General features: G+C 69.0%; 15 protein-coding genes. 5 read left to right on the top strand and 10 right to left on the bottom strand.

Features of this window, described 5'->3' with window-relative positions; genetic code table 11:
* Positions 1-11 precede the first annotated feature (11 nt).
* The 5 genes from FHT32_RS12235 to FHT32_RS12215 all read right to left on the bottom strand — a co-directional run bounded on the left by FHT32_RS12235 (position 12) and on the right by FHT32_RS12215 (position 4,923).
* On the bottom strand, positions 12-938 hold the full coding sequence (locus FHT32_RS12235; RefSeq protein WP_176664886.1) for an SDR family NAD(P)-dependent oxidoreductase: 927 nt from the start codon (positions 936-938) through the stop codon (positions 12-14).
* A gap of 139 nt (positions 939-1,077) precedes the next feature.
* A complete protein-coding gene (gene gshA / locus FHT32_RS12230; RefSeq protein WP_176664885.1) occupies positions 1,078-2,637 on the bottom strand; it encodes a glutamate--cysteine ligase in 1,560 nt (519 codons plus the stop codon).
* Between the two features lie 137 nt (positions 2,638-2,774).
* Complete coding sequence (locus FHT32_RS12225; RefSeq protein WP_176664884.1) at positions 2,775-3,092, bottom strand: putative quinol monooxygenase; 318 nt, start codon at positions 3,090-3,092, stop codon at positions 2,775-2,777.
* 34 nt (positions 3,093-3,126) lie between these two features.
* Positions 3,127-3,789: an alpha/beta hydrolase gene (locus FHT32_RS12220; RefSeq protein WP_176664883.1), complete on the bottom strand. Its 663-nt coding sequence runs from the start codon at positions 3,787-3,789 to the stop codon at positions 3,127-3,129.
* A 36-nt stretch (positions 3,790-3,825) separates the two neighbouring features.
* Positions 3,826-4,923 carry a tripartite tricarboxylate transporter substrate binding protein gene (locus FHT32_RS12215; protein WP_256098970.1) on the bottom strand — a complete coding sequence of 366 codons (1,098 nt, stop codon included), beginning with the start codon at positions 4,921-4,923 and terminating at the stop codon, positions 3,826-3,828.
* Between the two features lie 202 nt (positions 4,924-5,125).
* Between FHT32_RS12215 and FHT32_RS12210 the strand changes: the two genes are divergently transcribed.
* Positions 5,126-5,599, top strand: a complete 474-nt coding sequence (locus tag FHT32_RS12210) for a Fur family transcriptional regulator (protein ID WP_176664882.1) — start codon at positions 5,126-5,128, stop codon at positions 5,597-5,599.
* Between the two features lie 6 nt (positions 5,600-5,605).
* Here FHT32_RS12210 and zigA read toward each other — a convergent pair whose 3' ends face one another.
* Complete coding sequence (gene zigA, locus FHT32_RS12205) at positions 5,606-6,799, bottom strand: zinc metallochaperone GTPase ZigA (protein ID WP_176664881.1); 1,194 nt, start codon at positions 6,797-6,799, stop codon at positions 5,606-5,608.
* 115 nt (positions 6,800-6,914) lie between these two features.
* Here zigA and FHT32_RS34795 point away from each other — a divergent pair, with 115 nt between their 5' ends.
* The gene (locus tag FHT32_RS34795; RefSeq protein WP_218088177.1) at positions 6,915-7,025 is read left to right on the top strand and encodes a tRNA(His) guanylyltransferase Thg1 family protein; all 111 of its coding nucleotides are present in this window, start codon (positions 6,915-6,917) and stop codon (positions 7,023-7,025) included.
* A 36-nt stretch (positions 7,026-7,061) separates the two neighbouring features.
* Here FHT32_RS34795 and FHT32_RS12200 read toward each other — a convergent pair whose 3' ends face one another.
* Positions 7,062-7,964 (bottom strand): SDR family NAD(P)-dependent oxidoreductase, encoded by a 903-nt coding sequence (locus tag FHT32_RS12200; RefSeq protein WP_176664880.1) that lies wholly within the window; start codon positions 7,962-7,964, stop codon positions 7,062-7,064.
* 53 nt (positions 7,965-8,017) lie between these two features.
* The gene (locus FHT32_RS12195) at positions 8,018-8,887 is read right to left on the bottom strand and encodes an AraC family transcriptional regulator (protein ID WP_176664879.1); all 870 of its coding nucleotides are present in this window, start codon (positions 8,885-8,887) and stop codon (positions 8,018-8,020) included.
* Between the two features lie 69 nt (positions 8,888-8,956).
* On the opposite strand from FHT32_RS12195, the gene FHT32_RS12190 reads away from it, so the two are divergent.
* Positions 8,957-9,613 carry a glutathione S-transferase gene (locus tag FHT32_RS12190; protein ID WP_176664878.1) on the top strand — a complete coding sequence of 219 codons (657 nt, stop codon included), beginning with the start codon at positions 8,957-8,959 and terminating at the stop codon, positions 9,611-9,613.
* Here FHT32_RS12190 and FHT32_RS12185 read toward each other — a convergent pair.
* Positions 9,610-10,512 carry a LysR family transcriptional regulator gene (locus tag FHT32_RS12185; protein WP_176664877.1) on the bottom strand — a complete coding sequence of 301 codons (903 nt, stop codon included), beginning with the start codon at positions 10,510-10,512 and terminating at the stop codon, positions 9,610-9,612. The genes FHT32_RS12190 and FHT32_RS12185 overlap by 4 nt on opposite strands.
* A gap of 146 nt (positions 10,513-10,658) precedes the next feature.
* On the opposite strand from FHT32_RS12185, the gene FHT32_RS12180 reads away from it, so the two are divergent.
* Together FHT32_RS12180 and FHT32_RS12175 are read left to right on the top strand one after the other, a co-directional pair.
* Positions 10,659-11,993 (top strand): MFS transporter, encoded by a 1,335-nt coding sequence (locus tag FHT32_RS12180; protein WP_176664876.1) that lies wholly within the window; start codon positions 10,659-10,661, stop codon positions 11,991-11,993.
* 49 nt (positions 11,994-12,042) lie between these two features.
* Entirely contained in the window at positions 12,043-13,146 is a 1,104-nt protein-coding gene (locus FHT32_RS12175; RefSeq protein ID WP_176664875.1) for a M14 family metallopeptidase, read from the top strand.
* Positions 13,147-13,253: 107 nt separating this feature from the next.
* On the opposite strand, the gene FHT32_RS12170 is transcribed toward FHT32_RS12175, so the two are convergent.
* Positions 13,254-14,054 (bottom strand): enoyl-CoA hydratase/isomerase family protein, encoded by an 801-nt coding sequence (locus FHT32_RS12170; RefSeq protein WP_176664874.1) that lies wholly within the window; start codon positions 14,052-14,054, stop codon positions 13,254-13,256.
* Positions 14,055-14,070 lie beyond the last annotated feature (16 nt).

The following is a 14,070-nucleotide window of genomic DNA, read 5'->3' as shown; positions in this document are numbered from 1 at the left end:
AGCGGCGGAAATCAGCCCCGCTTCGCGTTCGCCATGCCCTTGGCGACTTCGTTGGCGCCCTGCGCCGCGCCGCTTTGCGGCACCGCCTCGCCTTCGCGGTCGGTCACTTCCGACAGGCGAGCCGCCAGTTGCTCGGGCGTGTCGGCCTCGATGCCCAGCCAGGCGCCCTGCGTCAGCGTGATGTGCGCGGCCTCGAAGGTGCCAGCGCCCGCGCAGAGGATGGTGCGGTTGGGCGCGTCCTGCGCGGCCAGCACCAGCATCGCCGGCACCACCGCCTCGGGGCGGAAGGCTTCGAGCATTTCCTTGGGGAACAGGTCCTCGGTCATGCGGGTGGCCGCCGTGGGCGCGAGGCAGTTCACGCGGATGTCGTTCTTCGCGCCCTCGATGCTCAGCGTCTGCATCAGGCCCACCAGCGCGAGCTTGGCCGCGCCGTAGTTGCTCTGGCCGAAGTTGCCGTACAGGCCCGACGAGGAAGTGGTCATCACGATGCGGCCGTACTTCTGCTCGTTCATGAGCGCCCAGACGGCCTTGGTGCAGTTCACGGCGCCCATCAGGTGCACGTCGACCACCAGCCTGAAGTCGGCGAGGTCCATCTTGGCGAAGCTCTTGTCGCGCAGGATGCCGGCGTTGTTGACGAGGATGTCGACGCGGCCCCAGGCGTCCACCGCCTCCTTGACCATGGCCTGCACCGCCTCGAAGTCGGTGACCGAGGCGCCGTTGGCGATCGCCTCGCCGCCAGCGGCCTTGATCTCGTCGACCACCGCCTGCGCGGCGCTTACCGAGCCGCCGGAGCCGTCGCGCGCGCCGCCCAGGTCGTTGACCACCACTTTGGCGCCGCGCGTGGCCAGCGCCAGCGCATGCTGGCGGCCCAGGCCGCCGCCCGCGCCGGTCACGATGGCCACGCGGCCCTTGAAATCGAGGTTGCTGCCGTTGCTCATGTCTCTGTGTCGCCTTCCATGGGAGTTGCCGTTGTTCGTGGCCGCGCCGGGCTTGCCTTGCCCGGGCGGCAGCGTGGCGTTTTACCGCAGAAAGCGGCCATGGAGCAGCTTCGGCGCGGCGAGCCCAGTCGCCAGCGCGTCAGGCTGCAACTGCGGTACGGCTGCGCGGGACGCCCAGGCGCGCGGGCGAGACGTACTGCTCGCGGTAGATCTCGAAGGGCATGGTGTCGGCCGCCTCGATGCGCTTCTGCTCCTGGATGGACTCGGCCGTCATCTGCTCGAACTCCGCCTGCTGCGCCGCCGAGAACGGCAGGTCCAGCAGCGTGGCGCGGGTCTGCTCGGAGCGGGCGCGCACGAAGCCGATGAAGGAGTTGGCGTGCTCGTTCTCGATGGCGGCGAGCACGCGGGCCGAAGGCAGGCTGTCGGGCTTGCGCAGCGCGGCCGCGGCGGCGCGCACCGCGTCGGCATGAGCCGTGCCGCTGCCCTGGGCCGCGTCGAGCGCGGCGGCGATGGGCAGGCACTGCCCGACCAGTTCCAGGCCCCAGTCGGCGAGCGTCACCTCGGTTCCATTGCGCCGCAGCTTCAGACCCGGCTCACGGCCGCGCGCGGCGGTGAGATGCTGGTTCTGCGCGAGATCGGCGATTTCCTGGGGCGTGTCGTCGGGGCTGTCGCTCAGCAGGCAGTGCAGCAGGAATACGTCGATGAAGCGCATGGTCTGCGCGTTGATGCCGACGGTCTCGAAGGGGTCGAGGTCCATCAGGCGCACCTCGACATATTCCACACCGCGCTCGCGCAGCGCATGCAGCGGACGCTCGCCGGGGTTGATCACGCGCTTGGGGCGGATGGTGCCGTAGAACTCGTTCTCTATCTGCAGCAGGCTGGTGCCGAGCTGGTTGTAGTCGCCGCCCAGGTTGCGGATGCCGATGGCCTCGTAGGCCGGCCACGGGCGGGTCAGCGCATCCTGCAGCGAGGCGGCGTAGCCTTCGAGGCTGTTGTAGCTCACGGCCAGCGAGGCCTGCGCGTCGCTCTGGTAGCCCAGGCGGCCCATGCGCAGCGAGGTGCCGTGCGGCATGAACATGCTGCCGTCGCCCAGCGGCTGCAGTTCGTGCGGGCGGCCCGCCACGAAGCTCGAACACAGCGCCGGCGAGGCGCCGAACAGGTACAGCAGCAGGAAGGCGTGGCGGCGGAAATTGCGGATCAGCGCGAAATACTCTTCGCTCGACACCTCGGGCAGCGACCAGTTGTAGTGGATGCCCGAGATCGTCTGCATGCGCCGGCCGTAGCGGTGGCTCAGGCCCATGCGATAGACGCTCTTGGCGCGGCCCACATTCGAGGAGCCGTAGCGGCCGATCGGAATGGTCTCGTCGGTCGGCAGGCCGCAGGGCATGCTCGACACCCAGAGGCGCTCGTCTCCCTGCGCGTCGAGCACGCGGTAGGTGAACTGGTGCACCCGCGTGAGCTCTTCGATGGCCGAGTCGACGTCCGCGTGCACGCCCGTGATGAGTTCGAGCTGCGATTCGCTGAAGTCGGTGGTGATGTGCGGATGCGTAAGCGCGGAACCCAGCGCCAGCGGATGCGGCGTCAGCGCGAGCTTGCCGTCGGGCAGCGCGCGCAGGCTTTCCTTCTCGATTCCACGTCGCATGCCTTTCAGTCGTGTGGCTGAAAGTGCACCCAACCTCTCCTGCAATCTGTTGCTCATATTGTTATGACCCATCAATCTTCTGAGGGGCTGGAAGGTAGCACGGGCAAGCGGGCACTGCTCGTGCAGGGAATCCCGGGGCTGGCTACCCTGTTGTGCGCTATGTTTTTGATAGCTGGCGGCACGCCGGAACCTCTTCAGCCCCCGGAGCGGCCCGCCGAGAGGTCGATTTCTTCGGACCGGTAGACATGCATCTGCGGCGTGCCCTCGGCCATGGCCGAGAGCGCCTTGGCGAAGGCGCGCGAGGCGTCCACGCGGAAGTGCGCCTGCAGCGCGTCCATGTCGCTCCAGCGCTCCACGAATGTCAGGCGCAGCGGCTCCTGGGCGTCCGTCGAGACTTCATGCGAGATGCAGCCGGGCTCGGCGCGCGAGCGCAGCACGTGCTCGGTGCTGATGGCGAGCATGGCCTGCAGGGTGTCCGGCTTGGCCAATGCGTGTCCGATGACGAGGATCATTTCGTGGCTCCTTCGTGCGAGCGTTGATTCAGGTTCAGCCGAGCACCCGCAGCAGGAAGCGGTTCAGGTCGGCGATTTCTTCCATGCACACCGAGTGGGCCATGGGGTATTCGTGCCACTCGACGGCGTAGCCGAGGGCGGTGAGCGCCTCGCGCGTGCGCACGGCGGCCGCATAAGGCACCACCGGATCCTGCCGGCCGTGGGCGAGAAAAACGGGCGTCTCGTGGTTGGCCGCATGCCGCTCGGCCGCAGTGGTGGCCGCGATCGGCAGGTAGCCCGAGAGCCCGACGATGCCGGCCAGCCGCTCGGTGTGGCGCAGGCCGGTCATCAAGGCCATCGCGCAGCCTTGCGAGAAGCCGGCCACCACGATGCGGCCGGCGGCGATGCCGCGGGCCTTCTCGTTGGCGATGATGGCCTCGATGGCCGCCTGCGAGCGGCGCAGGCCGTCTTCGTCCTCCTGCACCTGGAGGTCGGCCACCGCGATGTCGTACCAGGCCGGCATCTGGTAGCCGTCGTTGATGCTCACGGGCATGACGGGCGCGTTGGGGAACACGAAGCGCACCGCCCCCACGGCCGAGAGATCCATCTCGCCGGCGATGGGCACGAAGTCGTTGCCGTCGGCGCCGAGGCCGTGCATCACGATCACCGTGGCAGTGGGGTTGGGAGCGGTTTCGATCTCGATGGGAGGACGGGACATGGTCGGCAAGGGTATTCAGGAACGGATGCCCGGACCTTAGCGCATCCCGGCCCGGCACTCCGAAACGGCCGGTAGGCCGACTTGCACATCGTTTCGATGTGCGGCCCTGCCGTTACCTCCAAGGGCGAAACGTTGCGATTCGGCCTTGATGCCGACGGCCTTGACGATCTGCGCATAGCGCTCGTACTCGGCCGACACCTGCGTCTGGAACTGGCGCTGCGCATAACCCGTGGCCTCGATGCCCTGCGCCGCGAGTTCGGCGCGCGCGGCCGGGGCCTGCACGATGCGCCCGGCCTCCGCGGCGATGGCGTCGAGCACCGGCTGCGGCGTGCGCGCCGGCGCGAACAGGCCGAACCACGTGCCCGAGCGATATCCCTTGTAGCTCTCGGCCACCGTCGGCACCTCGGGCAGCAGCGCATGGCGCTTCTCTCCGCTGGTGCCCAGCGCCACCAGCCGGCCGCTGCGGATGTGCGGCAGCGCGGGCCCGACCGCGATGAACATCACGTCGACCTGCCCCGCGATCACGTCCTGCATGCCCAGCGGGCCGCCGCGGTACGGGATGTGGGTGACGTAGATGCCCGCCTTCTGCTTGAGCAGCTCCATGCTCAGCTGCTGCGGGCTGCCGTTGCCGGCGGAGGCGTAATTGATGTGCCCCGGCCTGGCCTTGGCCGCGCGCACGAAGTCGGCCACCGTGCGAAAGCCCGTCTTCGGGTTGGCGACCAGCACGAAGTCGATCTGCCCCAGCGACACCACCGGCACCAGGTCGCGCCGTGCGTCGTAAGGCAGGCCGGCCTGGAGGTTGGGGAGGATGGTGATGGGCCCGTCGGCGCCCACCAGCAGCGAGTAGCCGTCGGGCTGCGCCTTGGCCAGCCCGTCGGCGGCCAGGATGCCGCCCGCGCCCGCTCGGTTGTCGACCACCACCGGCTGCTTCCATTGCTCGGACAGCCGCTGCCCCAGGTAGCGCGCCAGCACGTCGGGCGAGCTGCCGGGCGTGTTCGCCACAGTGATGTGCACGGGCTTCGATGGATAGGCCGCTCCAGCCGGTTGCGCCTGCGCCGCCACCGTCAACGAAGCACAAGCTCCCAGCAGCAGGATTGGCTTGAGCAGCTTCGACAGGAAAGGATGGGCACTCATGGCGGACTTTCGATCGCAAAAGACAAAGGGCGCGATTCTGTCGCGCCTCGCTGTCCAGGCGAACGACCCATTCGTCAGATGCTTAGGCGCATTCCGGCATATGCGCCCGGGCCGGGCAGGACATCGCCAGGGAGGTCATTTCCGCCGCCCCTACCCTCGCCGCCCCGGGATGCAACACAATGGCGTTTCGCAAGAAGACCGCATGAAGACCCCGACCTCGCACCCAAAGCCCCAGCGCGCAGCCCCGTTCGACAGTGCAACGCTGCTGCGCGAAAGCGGCCTGCGCGTGACGCGCGCTGCCCAGACCGTGCTCGAACTCCTGGAGCACAGCTCGCAGCCCCTGACGCACGAGGAAGTGGCCGCCGCCTACACCGCCGCCGCCGGCGAGGCGCCCGACCGGGTGACGGTCTACCGCGTGCTCGACCGCCTCGTCGAAGCCGGCCTGTGCGACCGCCGCGTGGGCGCCGACCGCGTCAACCGCTTCTCGCGCCACGTGGAGGCCGAGTCGGGCAACACCTTCGAATGCGACCAGTGCCACAAGGTGCTGGCCCTGCCCTCCGACCCGGAGCTGCCGAAGGTGATGGGCCGGCTGGGGCGGGCGCTGCGCAAGCAGGGCATCGACACGCGCCACACCGCCCTCACCCTCCACGGCACCTGCGGCGATTGCGCCAGATAGCGCGCCTTAGACGTTCCAGGACGGAAACGGATCCGGGAAGTTCTGCCACCACGAGGCGCCGAAGCGCATCTCGTCTTCGGTGAGCAGGCAGGCGTCGAGCTTGGCGCGCAGCGCGTCCTCGTCCATGCCGATGCCGATCAGCACCAGCTCCTGGCGGGCGTCGCCGGTGGCCGGGTCCCAGTTCCTGCGGATGAGCTCCAGCGCCTCCGGGTCGGTCGGCCAGTGCTCGCGTGGCACCGCCGCCCACCAGAAGCCCGCCGCGCCGTAGCGGCAGGCGCCGCCCGCCTGCGACCACGAGCCGGCGCGCGTCGCGCGGCTGGCGAGCCAGAAGAAGCCCTTGGAGCGCACCACGCCCTCCCATTCGCTCTGCACCAGCTTCCAGAAGCGCATCGGATGGAACGGCAGCCGCGAGCGGTAGACGAAGCTGCGGATGCCGTACTCCTCGCTCTCGGGCACGTGCTCACCGCGCAGCTCGGCCAGCCAGCCGGGCGCCTGTTCGGCCTGCTCGAAGTCGAAGAGGCCGGTGTCGAGCACGCGGTCGAGCGCGACGCGGCCGAACTCCGACACCTCGATGCGCGCGCGCGGGTTCAGGCTGCGCAAGATCGCCATCAGCCGCTCGCGCTCCTCGGGCGTGACGAGGTCGGTCTTGTTCACCACCAGCACGTCGCAGAACTCGATCTGCTCGATCAGCAGGTCGACCACCGTGCGCGTGTCCTCGTCGCCCAGCGACTGGCCGCGCTGGCCCAGGCTGTCGGGCGAGCCGTAGTCGCGCAGGAAGTTGAAGGCATCGACCACCGTCACCATGGTGTCGAGACGCGCCACGTCCGAGAGGCTCTTGCCGTCCTCCCCCGCGAAAGTGAAAGTCTCGGCCACGGGCAGCGGCTCGGAGATGCCGGTCGACTCGATCACGAGCTGGTCGAAGCGCTTTTCCTTGGCCAGGCGCCTGACCTCCAGCAGCAGGTCTTCGCGCAGGGTGCAGCAGATGCAGCCGTTGCTCATCTCCACCAGCTTCTCGTCGGTGCGCGACAGCGCGGCCCCGCCGTCGCGCACCTGGGCCGCGTCGATGTTGACCTCGCTCATGTCGTTGACGATGACGGCCACGCGCCGGCCTTCGCGGTTGTGGAGGATGTGGTTCAGCAGCGTGGTCTTGCCGGCGCCGAGGAAGCCGGAGAGCACGGTGACGGGAAGGCGGTCGGCCATGGGGCAGGCTCCATATATGCAACAGGATTGCATTATATGAAGCCAATGCAACCGTGTTGCAGTTAACGCCGCATCCGACCCTCGCCTGACCGCCAACGACAAGGCGCACTTCGTCGTGACCTGCACGTGGCGCGATGCGGCGGGCGCGGTGCTCAGCACGCACGTCAACCTGTGGATCGTGGTGCGCATCGACGGGCGATGGGGAATCGCCCTGCGTTCTCACTGAGCTGGGGATTCGCCAGGCCGGCCGGAGCCGGGGGCGCTACATCTCGAAAGCCGCCACCTGCCTGCCGTCAATGTCGGTGAACCCGTATTCGCGCGCAAGGTCGCCCACGCGCAGCACCTCGCCGCTCCTGTCCATCACGTTCGGGTCGCCAGCCAGCGCCGCAATGGCCCGGCCCAGGTAGTGCGGCGACTCGGTGCGCGCAAGCTCGGGCCGCTCCTGCCAGTGGGCCTCGTCGGTCTTGTGGCCGGCCAGCACGAACTCCGTGCGCATCCAGCCGGGCGACACCGCCACCGAGGCCACGCCGTGCGGCTTCAGGTCCTGCGCCATGCCGAAAGCCAGCCGCGTCATCGATGCCTTGGCCAGGTCGTAGAAGAGGCTGCCGCGCACGTAGTGGCCTCGGTCCCAGAAAGTGATGGTGACGATCAGGCCCTTCTTCCGCTTCACCATCAGCGGTGCGGCGCAGCGGCTGGCCAGAAGGTGGTTGCGCACGCCGCGGTCGAACATCGAGTCCCAGTTCGACAACGGGTGCTCCCAGAACGGCGCCTCGAACACGCCGTTGAAGGTCTCGTGTCCGCCCCAGGCGTTGTTCACCAGAAGATCGATACGGCCCGCCTCGCGCTCCACCCGGGCGAAGAGCGCGGCGACCTCCTCTTCGTTGGTATGGTCGCAGCGCACCGCAATGCCGCGCCCGCCCATGCGCGAGACCTCGTCCGCGGTGTCGTCGATGCTGCCGGGCACGGTCGCCATGTCGGAAAGGGCCAGCAACTGGCCGTAGGTGTCGGCGGGCTGCCCGCGCGTGCTGCGCCCGGTGACGTACACGGTGGCGCCGGCAGCGCCCAGTTCGATCGCTATGCCACGTCCCCCGCCGCGGCTCGCGCCGGTCACGACCGCCACGCAGTCCTTCAACGGCCGGCCTGGCGTCTTTTCTTCGTCGTTCATCCTGATGGCTCCTTTGATCCTTTTGCCTGAGAGCGGATGAAGATAGCCAGCGCTCAACCCGCCGTCTTGGAAGAACCCGAAACCGCCTGGTCGAGGAACTCGGTCGGCGTGACGCCGCACAGCGCGCGGAACTCGTTGACCAGGTGCGACTGGTCGTAGAAGCCGCCCTCCAGCGCCACCTCGGCCCAGGCCGGCGAGGGCTGCTGCCGCAGCGCGCGCAGGCAGCCGTGCATGCGCGCAAGACGGCTCCAGGCGCGCGGCGAGAGCCCCACGTGGGCATGGAAGAGTTGCTGCAGACGCCGCTCTCCGATGCCGACTGCGGCCGCCACCTCGCGCAACGGGCGCCGCCCGCCCGAGTCTGCAATGAGCTGCGCCGCTCGGATGGCGGCAGCGTTGCCCCCGGCATCGCCGTCGCGGAGCCTGCGCAGCAGCACGGCCTGCAGCAGCGCCACCCGCGCCGCATCGTCGCGCGCTTCGGTCATGCATTCGAGCAGTTCCGCGCCTTCGCCCCGCCAGAGCTCGTCGAGATGCACAGCCGTGCCGCCGATCTCTCCGGCCGGCAGTCCCAGCAGTGCGGCGGCGGCGCCGGGGCGGAGGGTGACGGAAAGGCCCTCCACCTTCCGCCGCATGCGCAACATGACCGGCGTGGTCGAGGCGCCGACGGCCTCCACCGCCTGCCCCTGCTCGTCCCCGACGAAGGGCGCATCGCCGAAGTTGAAGATCAGCCGCACGGCGCCGTCAGGCAGCACGCGCTCGCGTACCTCGTGGCCGTCGGCAAGGTTCTCGCGGCACAGCATGAGGTGCGAGACATGCCCGCGCAGCGCGGCCGCGACCGGAAACGCGCGCAGCGTGCCGGCGGGCGCGCCCGACTCCGGCCCGTGCAGCGGGTCGTCGTCGAGCCGGAGGAAGAGGCGGTCGGCCATGGGGTCCGATTGTCGGGAAAACCGACCATGGCATGCCCGAAAATCTCTGACTCCGCCCCTCCGAATCGAATGCCTTCCGCCCTGTCCGTTCTCTATTCGTTCCGCCGCTGCCCCTATGCGATGCGGGCCCGCCTCGCGCTGGTCGCCGCGGGGCAGCGCTGCGAGCTGCGCGAGGTGGTGCTTCGGAACAAGCCGGCCGAGATGCTTGCGGCCTCGCCCAAGGGCACGGTGCCGGTGCTGATCGTGGAAGACGGATCGGTGCTGGAGCAGAGCCTCGACGTGATGCTGTGGGCCCTGCGGCGCAGCGATCCGCAGGGCTGGCTCCAACCCGAGGTGGGCACGCTGCAGGACATGCTCGCGCTGGTCGCCGCCTGCGACGACGGCTTCAAGCCCCTGCTCGACCGCTACAAGTACCCCGAGCGGCATCTGGATGGCGGCGAACCGGCACGCGAGCGCGGCGCGGCCTTCCTGCTCGATCTCGAAGCCCGATTGTCGGCCTCGCAGCAGTTGGCCGGCGCCCACTCGACGCTGGCCGATGCCGCACTCATGCCCTTCGTGCGCCAGTTCGCGATGGTCGACACGGCATGGTTCAACGCCCAGCCCTGGCCGCGCCTGCAGGCCTGGCTATCAGCCTGGACAACCTCCGAGCTCTTCGAGCGCGCCATGCACAAGTACGAGCCCTGGAAGCCGGGCGAGGCCGGCGTGCTCTTCCCTCCTTCGCGCTAGGCAGCCATCGCCGCCACCGAGGCCCGCTGGATGCATTCCACGAAATGCTGCGCGGCCGGCGTCAGCAGCTGTCCGCGCCGCTTGATGACGCAGACGTTCAGCACAGGCAGTTCTTCCTCGATCTCCACGCGGCGGATGCCGTGGCGCTTGAAGGTCAGCGTGGCCAGCGGCTCGACGAACAGGCCGACGAGGTCCATCTGCCCGACCAGCGCCAGCGCCACCGTGACGGATTGCCCCTGGATCACCCGCGCCGGCGGCGGCAGACCCAGCGGCAGCAACGGCGACACGGCCTCGCGGCCGCTGAAGTGGTCGTCGCCTGGAAGAATCCATTCAGCCTTGTAGAGATCGCGTATCGAACGGCTCGCGCGCAGCGGGTGACGCTCGCGCAGGCCCACCACCAGCTTCACCGGAAAGAGCTCCATCGCCTCGAACTGCGGGTCGAGCCGACCGGGCACCACGTGCGCCACCGCGAAGTCGAGCGAGCCCTCGCGCAGGCGGGCCAGCATCCAGGGCAGCACTGTTTCGCTGAACTGCACGTCGACGGCAGGCAGCCGGGCGTGAAAGTCCTTGAACGCGGCCGGCAGCACGGTGAGCGCGAAGGAGGTGCTGACGGCCAGGGAGACCTTGCCGGTGAGCCCGTCGCGGATCTGCGCGATCTCGTCGCGGGCACGCTGCATGTCGGCCAGCAGCAGCCGGGCGCGCGGCGCGAAGGCCTTGCCGAATTCGGTGAGCTGCACGCCCTTGACGCTGCGCTCCACCAGCGGCGCGCCGACTTCGCGCTCCAGTTCGCGCACGATCTTGGTGACCGCCGGCTGCGAGATGCCCAGCACGCGCGCGGCGGCGCGGATGCTCAACTGCTCGACCACGGCCACGAAGGCATGCAGCTGGTTGGGTTTCATGAAAACCAAAAGTTATCTTCGACGCCCAATTATTGTCTTTTCATGACAGCAGTGAGTCTCTAGCATCCGGCGCGACCAGGCCCGTAGACCTTCGACCGACACCCGCGAAGACCCATTCCAAAAAGCCAATCCACAACTGGAGACACATGAGCACCCCAAGCAACCGGCCCGCGCCCTCCTCGTCCCCCTCCTCCCCCGCGCGCCGCCGCCAGACCATCGTGGCCACCACCATCGGCAACGGGCTGGAGTTCTTCGACTTCACCGTCTACGGTTTCCTGGCGCTCGTGATCGGCAAGCTGTTCTTCCCGACCTTCAGTTCCTACGGCCAGCTGCTGCTGACGGTGGCCAGCTTCGGCGTGGGCTTCATCATGCGGCCGCTGGGCGGCATCGTGATCGGCGCGTACGCAGACCGCGCGGGCCGCAAGAAAGCCATGACGCTCACCATCTTCCTGATGGCGCTGGGCTGTGCGCTCATTGCCTTCACGCCCACCTACGCGTCGATCGGCGTGGCGGCGCCCATCGTCATCGTGCTGGCGCGGCTCATCCAGGGCTTCTCGGCCGGCGGCGAAGTGGGCGCATCGACCACGCTGCTGGTGGAGCACGCCACGCCGGCCAACCGCGGCTACATGGCAAGCTGGCAGTTCGCCAGCCAGGGCCTGGGCGTGATGCTCGGCGCCATCGTGGTGGGCCTCTTGACCTTCACGCTGCCGGCCGAATCGATGCAGAACTGGGGCTGGCGCATTCCCTTCGTCATCGGCATGCTGATCGCGCCCGTGGGCATGTACATCCGCCGCCACCTGGAGGAATCGCTGCACATCTCGCCCCAGGAGGCCGCCGCGCCGCGCGAGAGCAGCCTGAAGATCGTCTGCACGCAGCACGGCAGGACGGTGCTGGCGGCCATCCTGTCGCTGGTCGGCGGCACCACGGCCGCGTATGTCGTGACCTTCTACATGCCGACCTACGCCGTGCGCGAGCTGGGCTTCACGCCATCGGTGGCGCTCTTCGGCGCCGCGCTCACCGGGCTGATCTCCTTCGCCTTCGCACCCTTCGTCGGCAAGCTGTCGGACGTGGTGGGCCGCAAGACGCTGATCGTCTGGAGCCGCGTCGCGCTGGCGCTGCTGATCTACCCCGGCTTCCTGTGGCTCAACGCCTCGCCCACGCCCACGGTGCTTTTCGTGGTGCTCGGCGTGTTCAGCTTTGGGCTGGTCGTGCAGACGGTGCCGGGCATCACGATGCTGCCGGAGATGTTCCCGAAGGCGGTGCGCGCCAGCGGCATGTCGCTGGTGTACAGCGTGGGCGTGGCGCTCTTCGGCGGCTTCGCGCCCTTCATCAGCACCTGGCTGCTTAACGCCACGGGCAGCAAGCTCGCGCCAGCGTGGTACCTGGTGGCGATGACCGTGGTCTCGCTGCTGGGCCTGCTCTGGCTGCGCGACCATACGGGCCGCGACATCGACGCCGCCGGCGCCCACGCGAACGCCTGACGGCCTTCCTCAACATTCCAAGCACGCCAAGCACAGGAGTACCCACCTCATGCAAGCACAACCCACTGCCGCCACGCGGTTCTTCTCGGGCACGTACGTCGAGGCCCGCGCCAAGTTCCTGGAAGCCGCGGCGCAGCGCGGCGCCGCCGTCGAGTCCTTCGTGATGGAAGCGCACAGGGGCGCGCTCGGCGAAGAGCTGGCCACCGACGTCGCGCTGGTCGGCGCCATCGACGCGAAGAAGGTGCTGCTGGTGAGCTCCGGCACGCACGGCCCCGAAGGCTTCTGCGGCTCGGGCACGCAGATCGCCACGCTCAACGATGCGGACCTGCTCTCGCGGCTGGAGCAGGCCGGCGTCTCGCTGCTGCTGGTGCACGCGATCAATCCGCACGGCTTCTCGCACCTGCACCGCACGAACGAAGACAACATCGACCTGAACCGCAACCACATCGACTTCAATGCGCCGCTTCCGGTGAACGCCGAGTACGCCGAGGTCGAACCCCTGGTGCTGCCCGCCACCTGGCCGCCGACGTCCGCAGACGAGGCGGCCGTGGCCGCATACGTGGCGAAGCACGGCATGCGCGCCTTCCGCGCCGCCGTGACGCGCGGCCAGTACACCTCGCCCGACGGCCTGTTCTACGGCGGCACCGCGCCTTCGTGGAGCAACGGGACCATCCGCAATATCCTGCGCAAGTACGCCGCCTCGGCCACGCACCTGGGCTGGATCGACGTGCACACTGGCCTGGGCCCCTACGGCCACGGAGAGAAGATCTACCCCGGCCGCAACACGCCCGAAGACCTGGCGCGCGCGCACGCCTGGTGGGGCGCCGACGTGTTCGCGCCCTTCGCAGGCGACTCGGCCTCGGCCGACGTGTCGGGCCCGGTGATCTCCACCGCGTACGACGAATGCCCGAACGCGAAGATCGCGCCCATGGGTCTCGAGTTCGGCACCCTGCCCGACGGCGAAGTGCTGACCCGCCTGCGCGCCGACACCTGGCTGCGCCGCCACCCCGAGGCCCCCGAAGCACAGAAGCGCGAGATCCGCACGCGGCTGCGCGACGCCTTCTACTGCGACAACGACGAGTGGAAGGGAATGATCCTGGGGCAGACCCGCGTGGTGCTGCTGCAGACGCTGCAGGGCCTGAAAGCGGGCTGACCCCTCAGTCTTCGCGCACTTCGCGTCGATTCGCCACCCCCTTTCAGGGGGCGACACCTGCGGCCCGGCAAAGCCGGTTCCGCGGTGTCTCGCGAAAAATCAAAACCTCAGCTGAAGTCCGGCGCGCGCTTCTCGCGCAGTGATGCGACGCCCTCGCGCACGTCGGCGCCCGCGAAGCCCATGAATTCGAGTGCCAGCGATGCATCGAAGGTCGGCCCGGCCTGGCGCAGCCAGTTGTTCAACGCGTACTTGGTGAAGCGGATGGCGCTCTGGCTGCCGGCTGCGAGGCGGTCGGCCACCTCGTAGGCGCGCGCCAGCAGGTCGGCCTCTTCCACCGCGAGCGACACGAGGCCGATGCGCTCGGCCTCCTCGCCGCTCACCGGCTCGCACAGCAGCAGGTGGTACTTGGCCTTGGCCATGCCGCACAAAAGCGGCCAGACGATGGCCGCGTGGTCGCCCGCCGCCACGCCCAGGCGGGTGTGGCCGTCGACGATCTTCGCGTTCTTCGCGGCAATGGAGATGTCGGCCAGCAGCCCCGCCACCAGGCCCGCGCCCACCGCAGGGCCGTGCATGGCGCTCACGATGGGCTTGTCGCAGTTGACGATGTTGTAGACGAGGTCGCGCGCCTCGCGCCACACGCGCTGGCGCACCGCGTCGTCGGTGGTCATGTCCTGCACCATGGCCAGGTCGCCGCCGCCCGAGAAGCCCAGCCCCTCGCCCCGCAGCACCGCGCAGCGCACGCTGTCGTCGGCCGACACGTCGCGCCAGATCTCGGCGAGTTCGCGATGCCCGTCATGGCCCGCCGTGGGCAGCTTGCCGTTGGCCGCCAGCATCCGGATGTCGAGCACCGCGCCGTTCGCCCCACGGCGCTCGATGGCGAGGGTCCTGTAGCGGGCGGCGTAGTCCATGGCGAGTGTCTCTTCC

It is taken from the genome of Variovorax sp. SG517, from assembly GCF_013376045.1.
Lineage (GTDB): Bacteria > Pseudomonadota > Gammaproteobacteria > Burkholderiales > Burkholderiaceae_C > Variovorax.
This window is presented reverse-complemented; position numbering and strand designations above follow the sequence as displayed.

What these genes read in the sequence shown, in the direction of transcription:
- FHT32_RS12185 (WP_176664877.1), bottom strand. Translation starts at nt 10,512, where the DNA reads ATGAAACCCAACCAGCTGCATGCCTTCGTGGCCGTGGTCGAGCAGTTG.
- FHT32_RS12180 (WP_176664876.1), top strand. Translation starts at nt 10,659, where the DNA reads ATGAGCACCCCAAGCAACCGGCCCGCGCCCTCCTCGTCCCCCTCCTCC.
- FHT32_RS12190 (WP_176664878.1), top strand. Translation starts at nt 8,957, where the DNA reads ATGCCTTCCGCCCTGTCCGTTCTCTATTCGTTCCGCCGCTGCCCCTAT.
- FHT32_RS12225 (WP_176664884.1), bottom strand. Translation starts at nt 3,092, where the DNA reads ATGATCCTCGTCATCGGACACGCATTGGCCAAGCCGGACACCCTGCAG.
- FHT32_RS12170 (WP_176664874.1), bottom strand. Translation starts at nt 14,054, where the DNA reads ATGGACTACGCCGCCCGCTACAGGACCCTCGCCATCGAGCGCCGTGGG.
- zigA (WP_176664881.1), bottom strand. Translation starts at nt 6,799, where the DNA reads ATGGCCGACCGCCTTCCCGTCACCGTGCTCTCCGGCTTCCTCGGCGCC.
- FHT32_RS12200 (WP_176664880.1), bottom strand. Translation starts at nt 7,964, where the DNA reads ATGAACGACGAAGAAAAGACGCCAGGCCGGCCGTTGAAGGACTGCGTG.
- FHT32_RS12220 (WP_176664883.1), bottom strand. Translation starts at nt 3,789, where the DNA reads ATGTCCCGTCCTCCCATCGAGATCGAAACCGCTCCCAACCCCACTGCC.
- FHT32_RS12195 (WP_176664879.1), bottom strand. Translation starts at nt 8,887, where the DNA reads ATGGCCGACCGCCTCTTCCTCCGGCTCGACGACGACCCGCTGCACGGG.
- FHT32_RS12235 (WP_176664886.1), bottom strand. Translation starts at nt 938, where the DNA reads ATGAGCAACGGCAGCAACCTCGATTTCAAGGGCCGCGTGGCCATCGTG.
- gshA (WP_176664885.1), bottom strand. Translation starts at nt 2,637, where the DNA reads ATGAGCAACAGATTGCAGGAGAGGTTGGGTGCACTTTCAGCCACACGA.
- FHT32_RS12215 (WP_256098970.1), bottom strand. Translation starts at nt 4,923, where the DNA reads ATGAGTGCCCATCCTTTCCTGTCGAAGCTGCTCAAGCCAATCCTGCTG.
- FHT32_RS12210 (WP_176664882.1), top strand. Translation starts at nt 5,126, where the DNA reads ATGAAGACCCCGACCTCGCACCCAAAGCCCCAGCGCGCAGCCCCGTTC.
- FHT32_RS12175 (WP_176664875.1), top strand. Translation starts at nt 12,043, where the DNA reads ATGCAAGCACAACCCACTGCCGCCACGCGGTTCTTCTCGGGCACGTAC.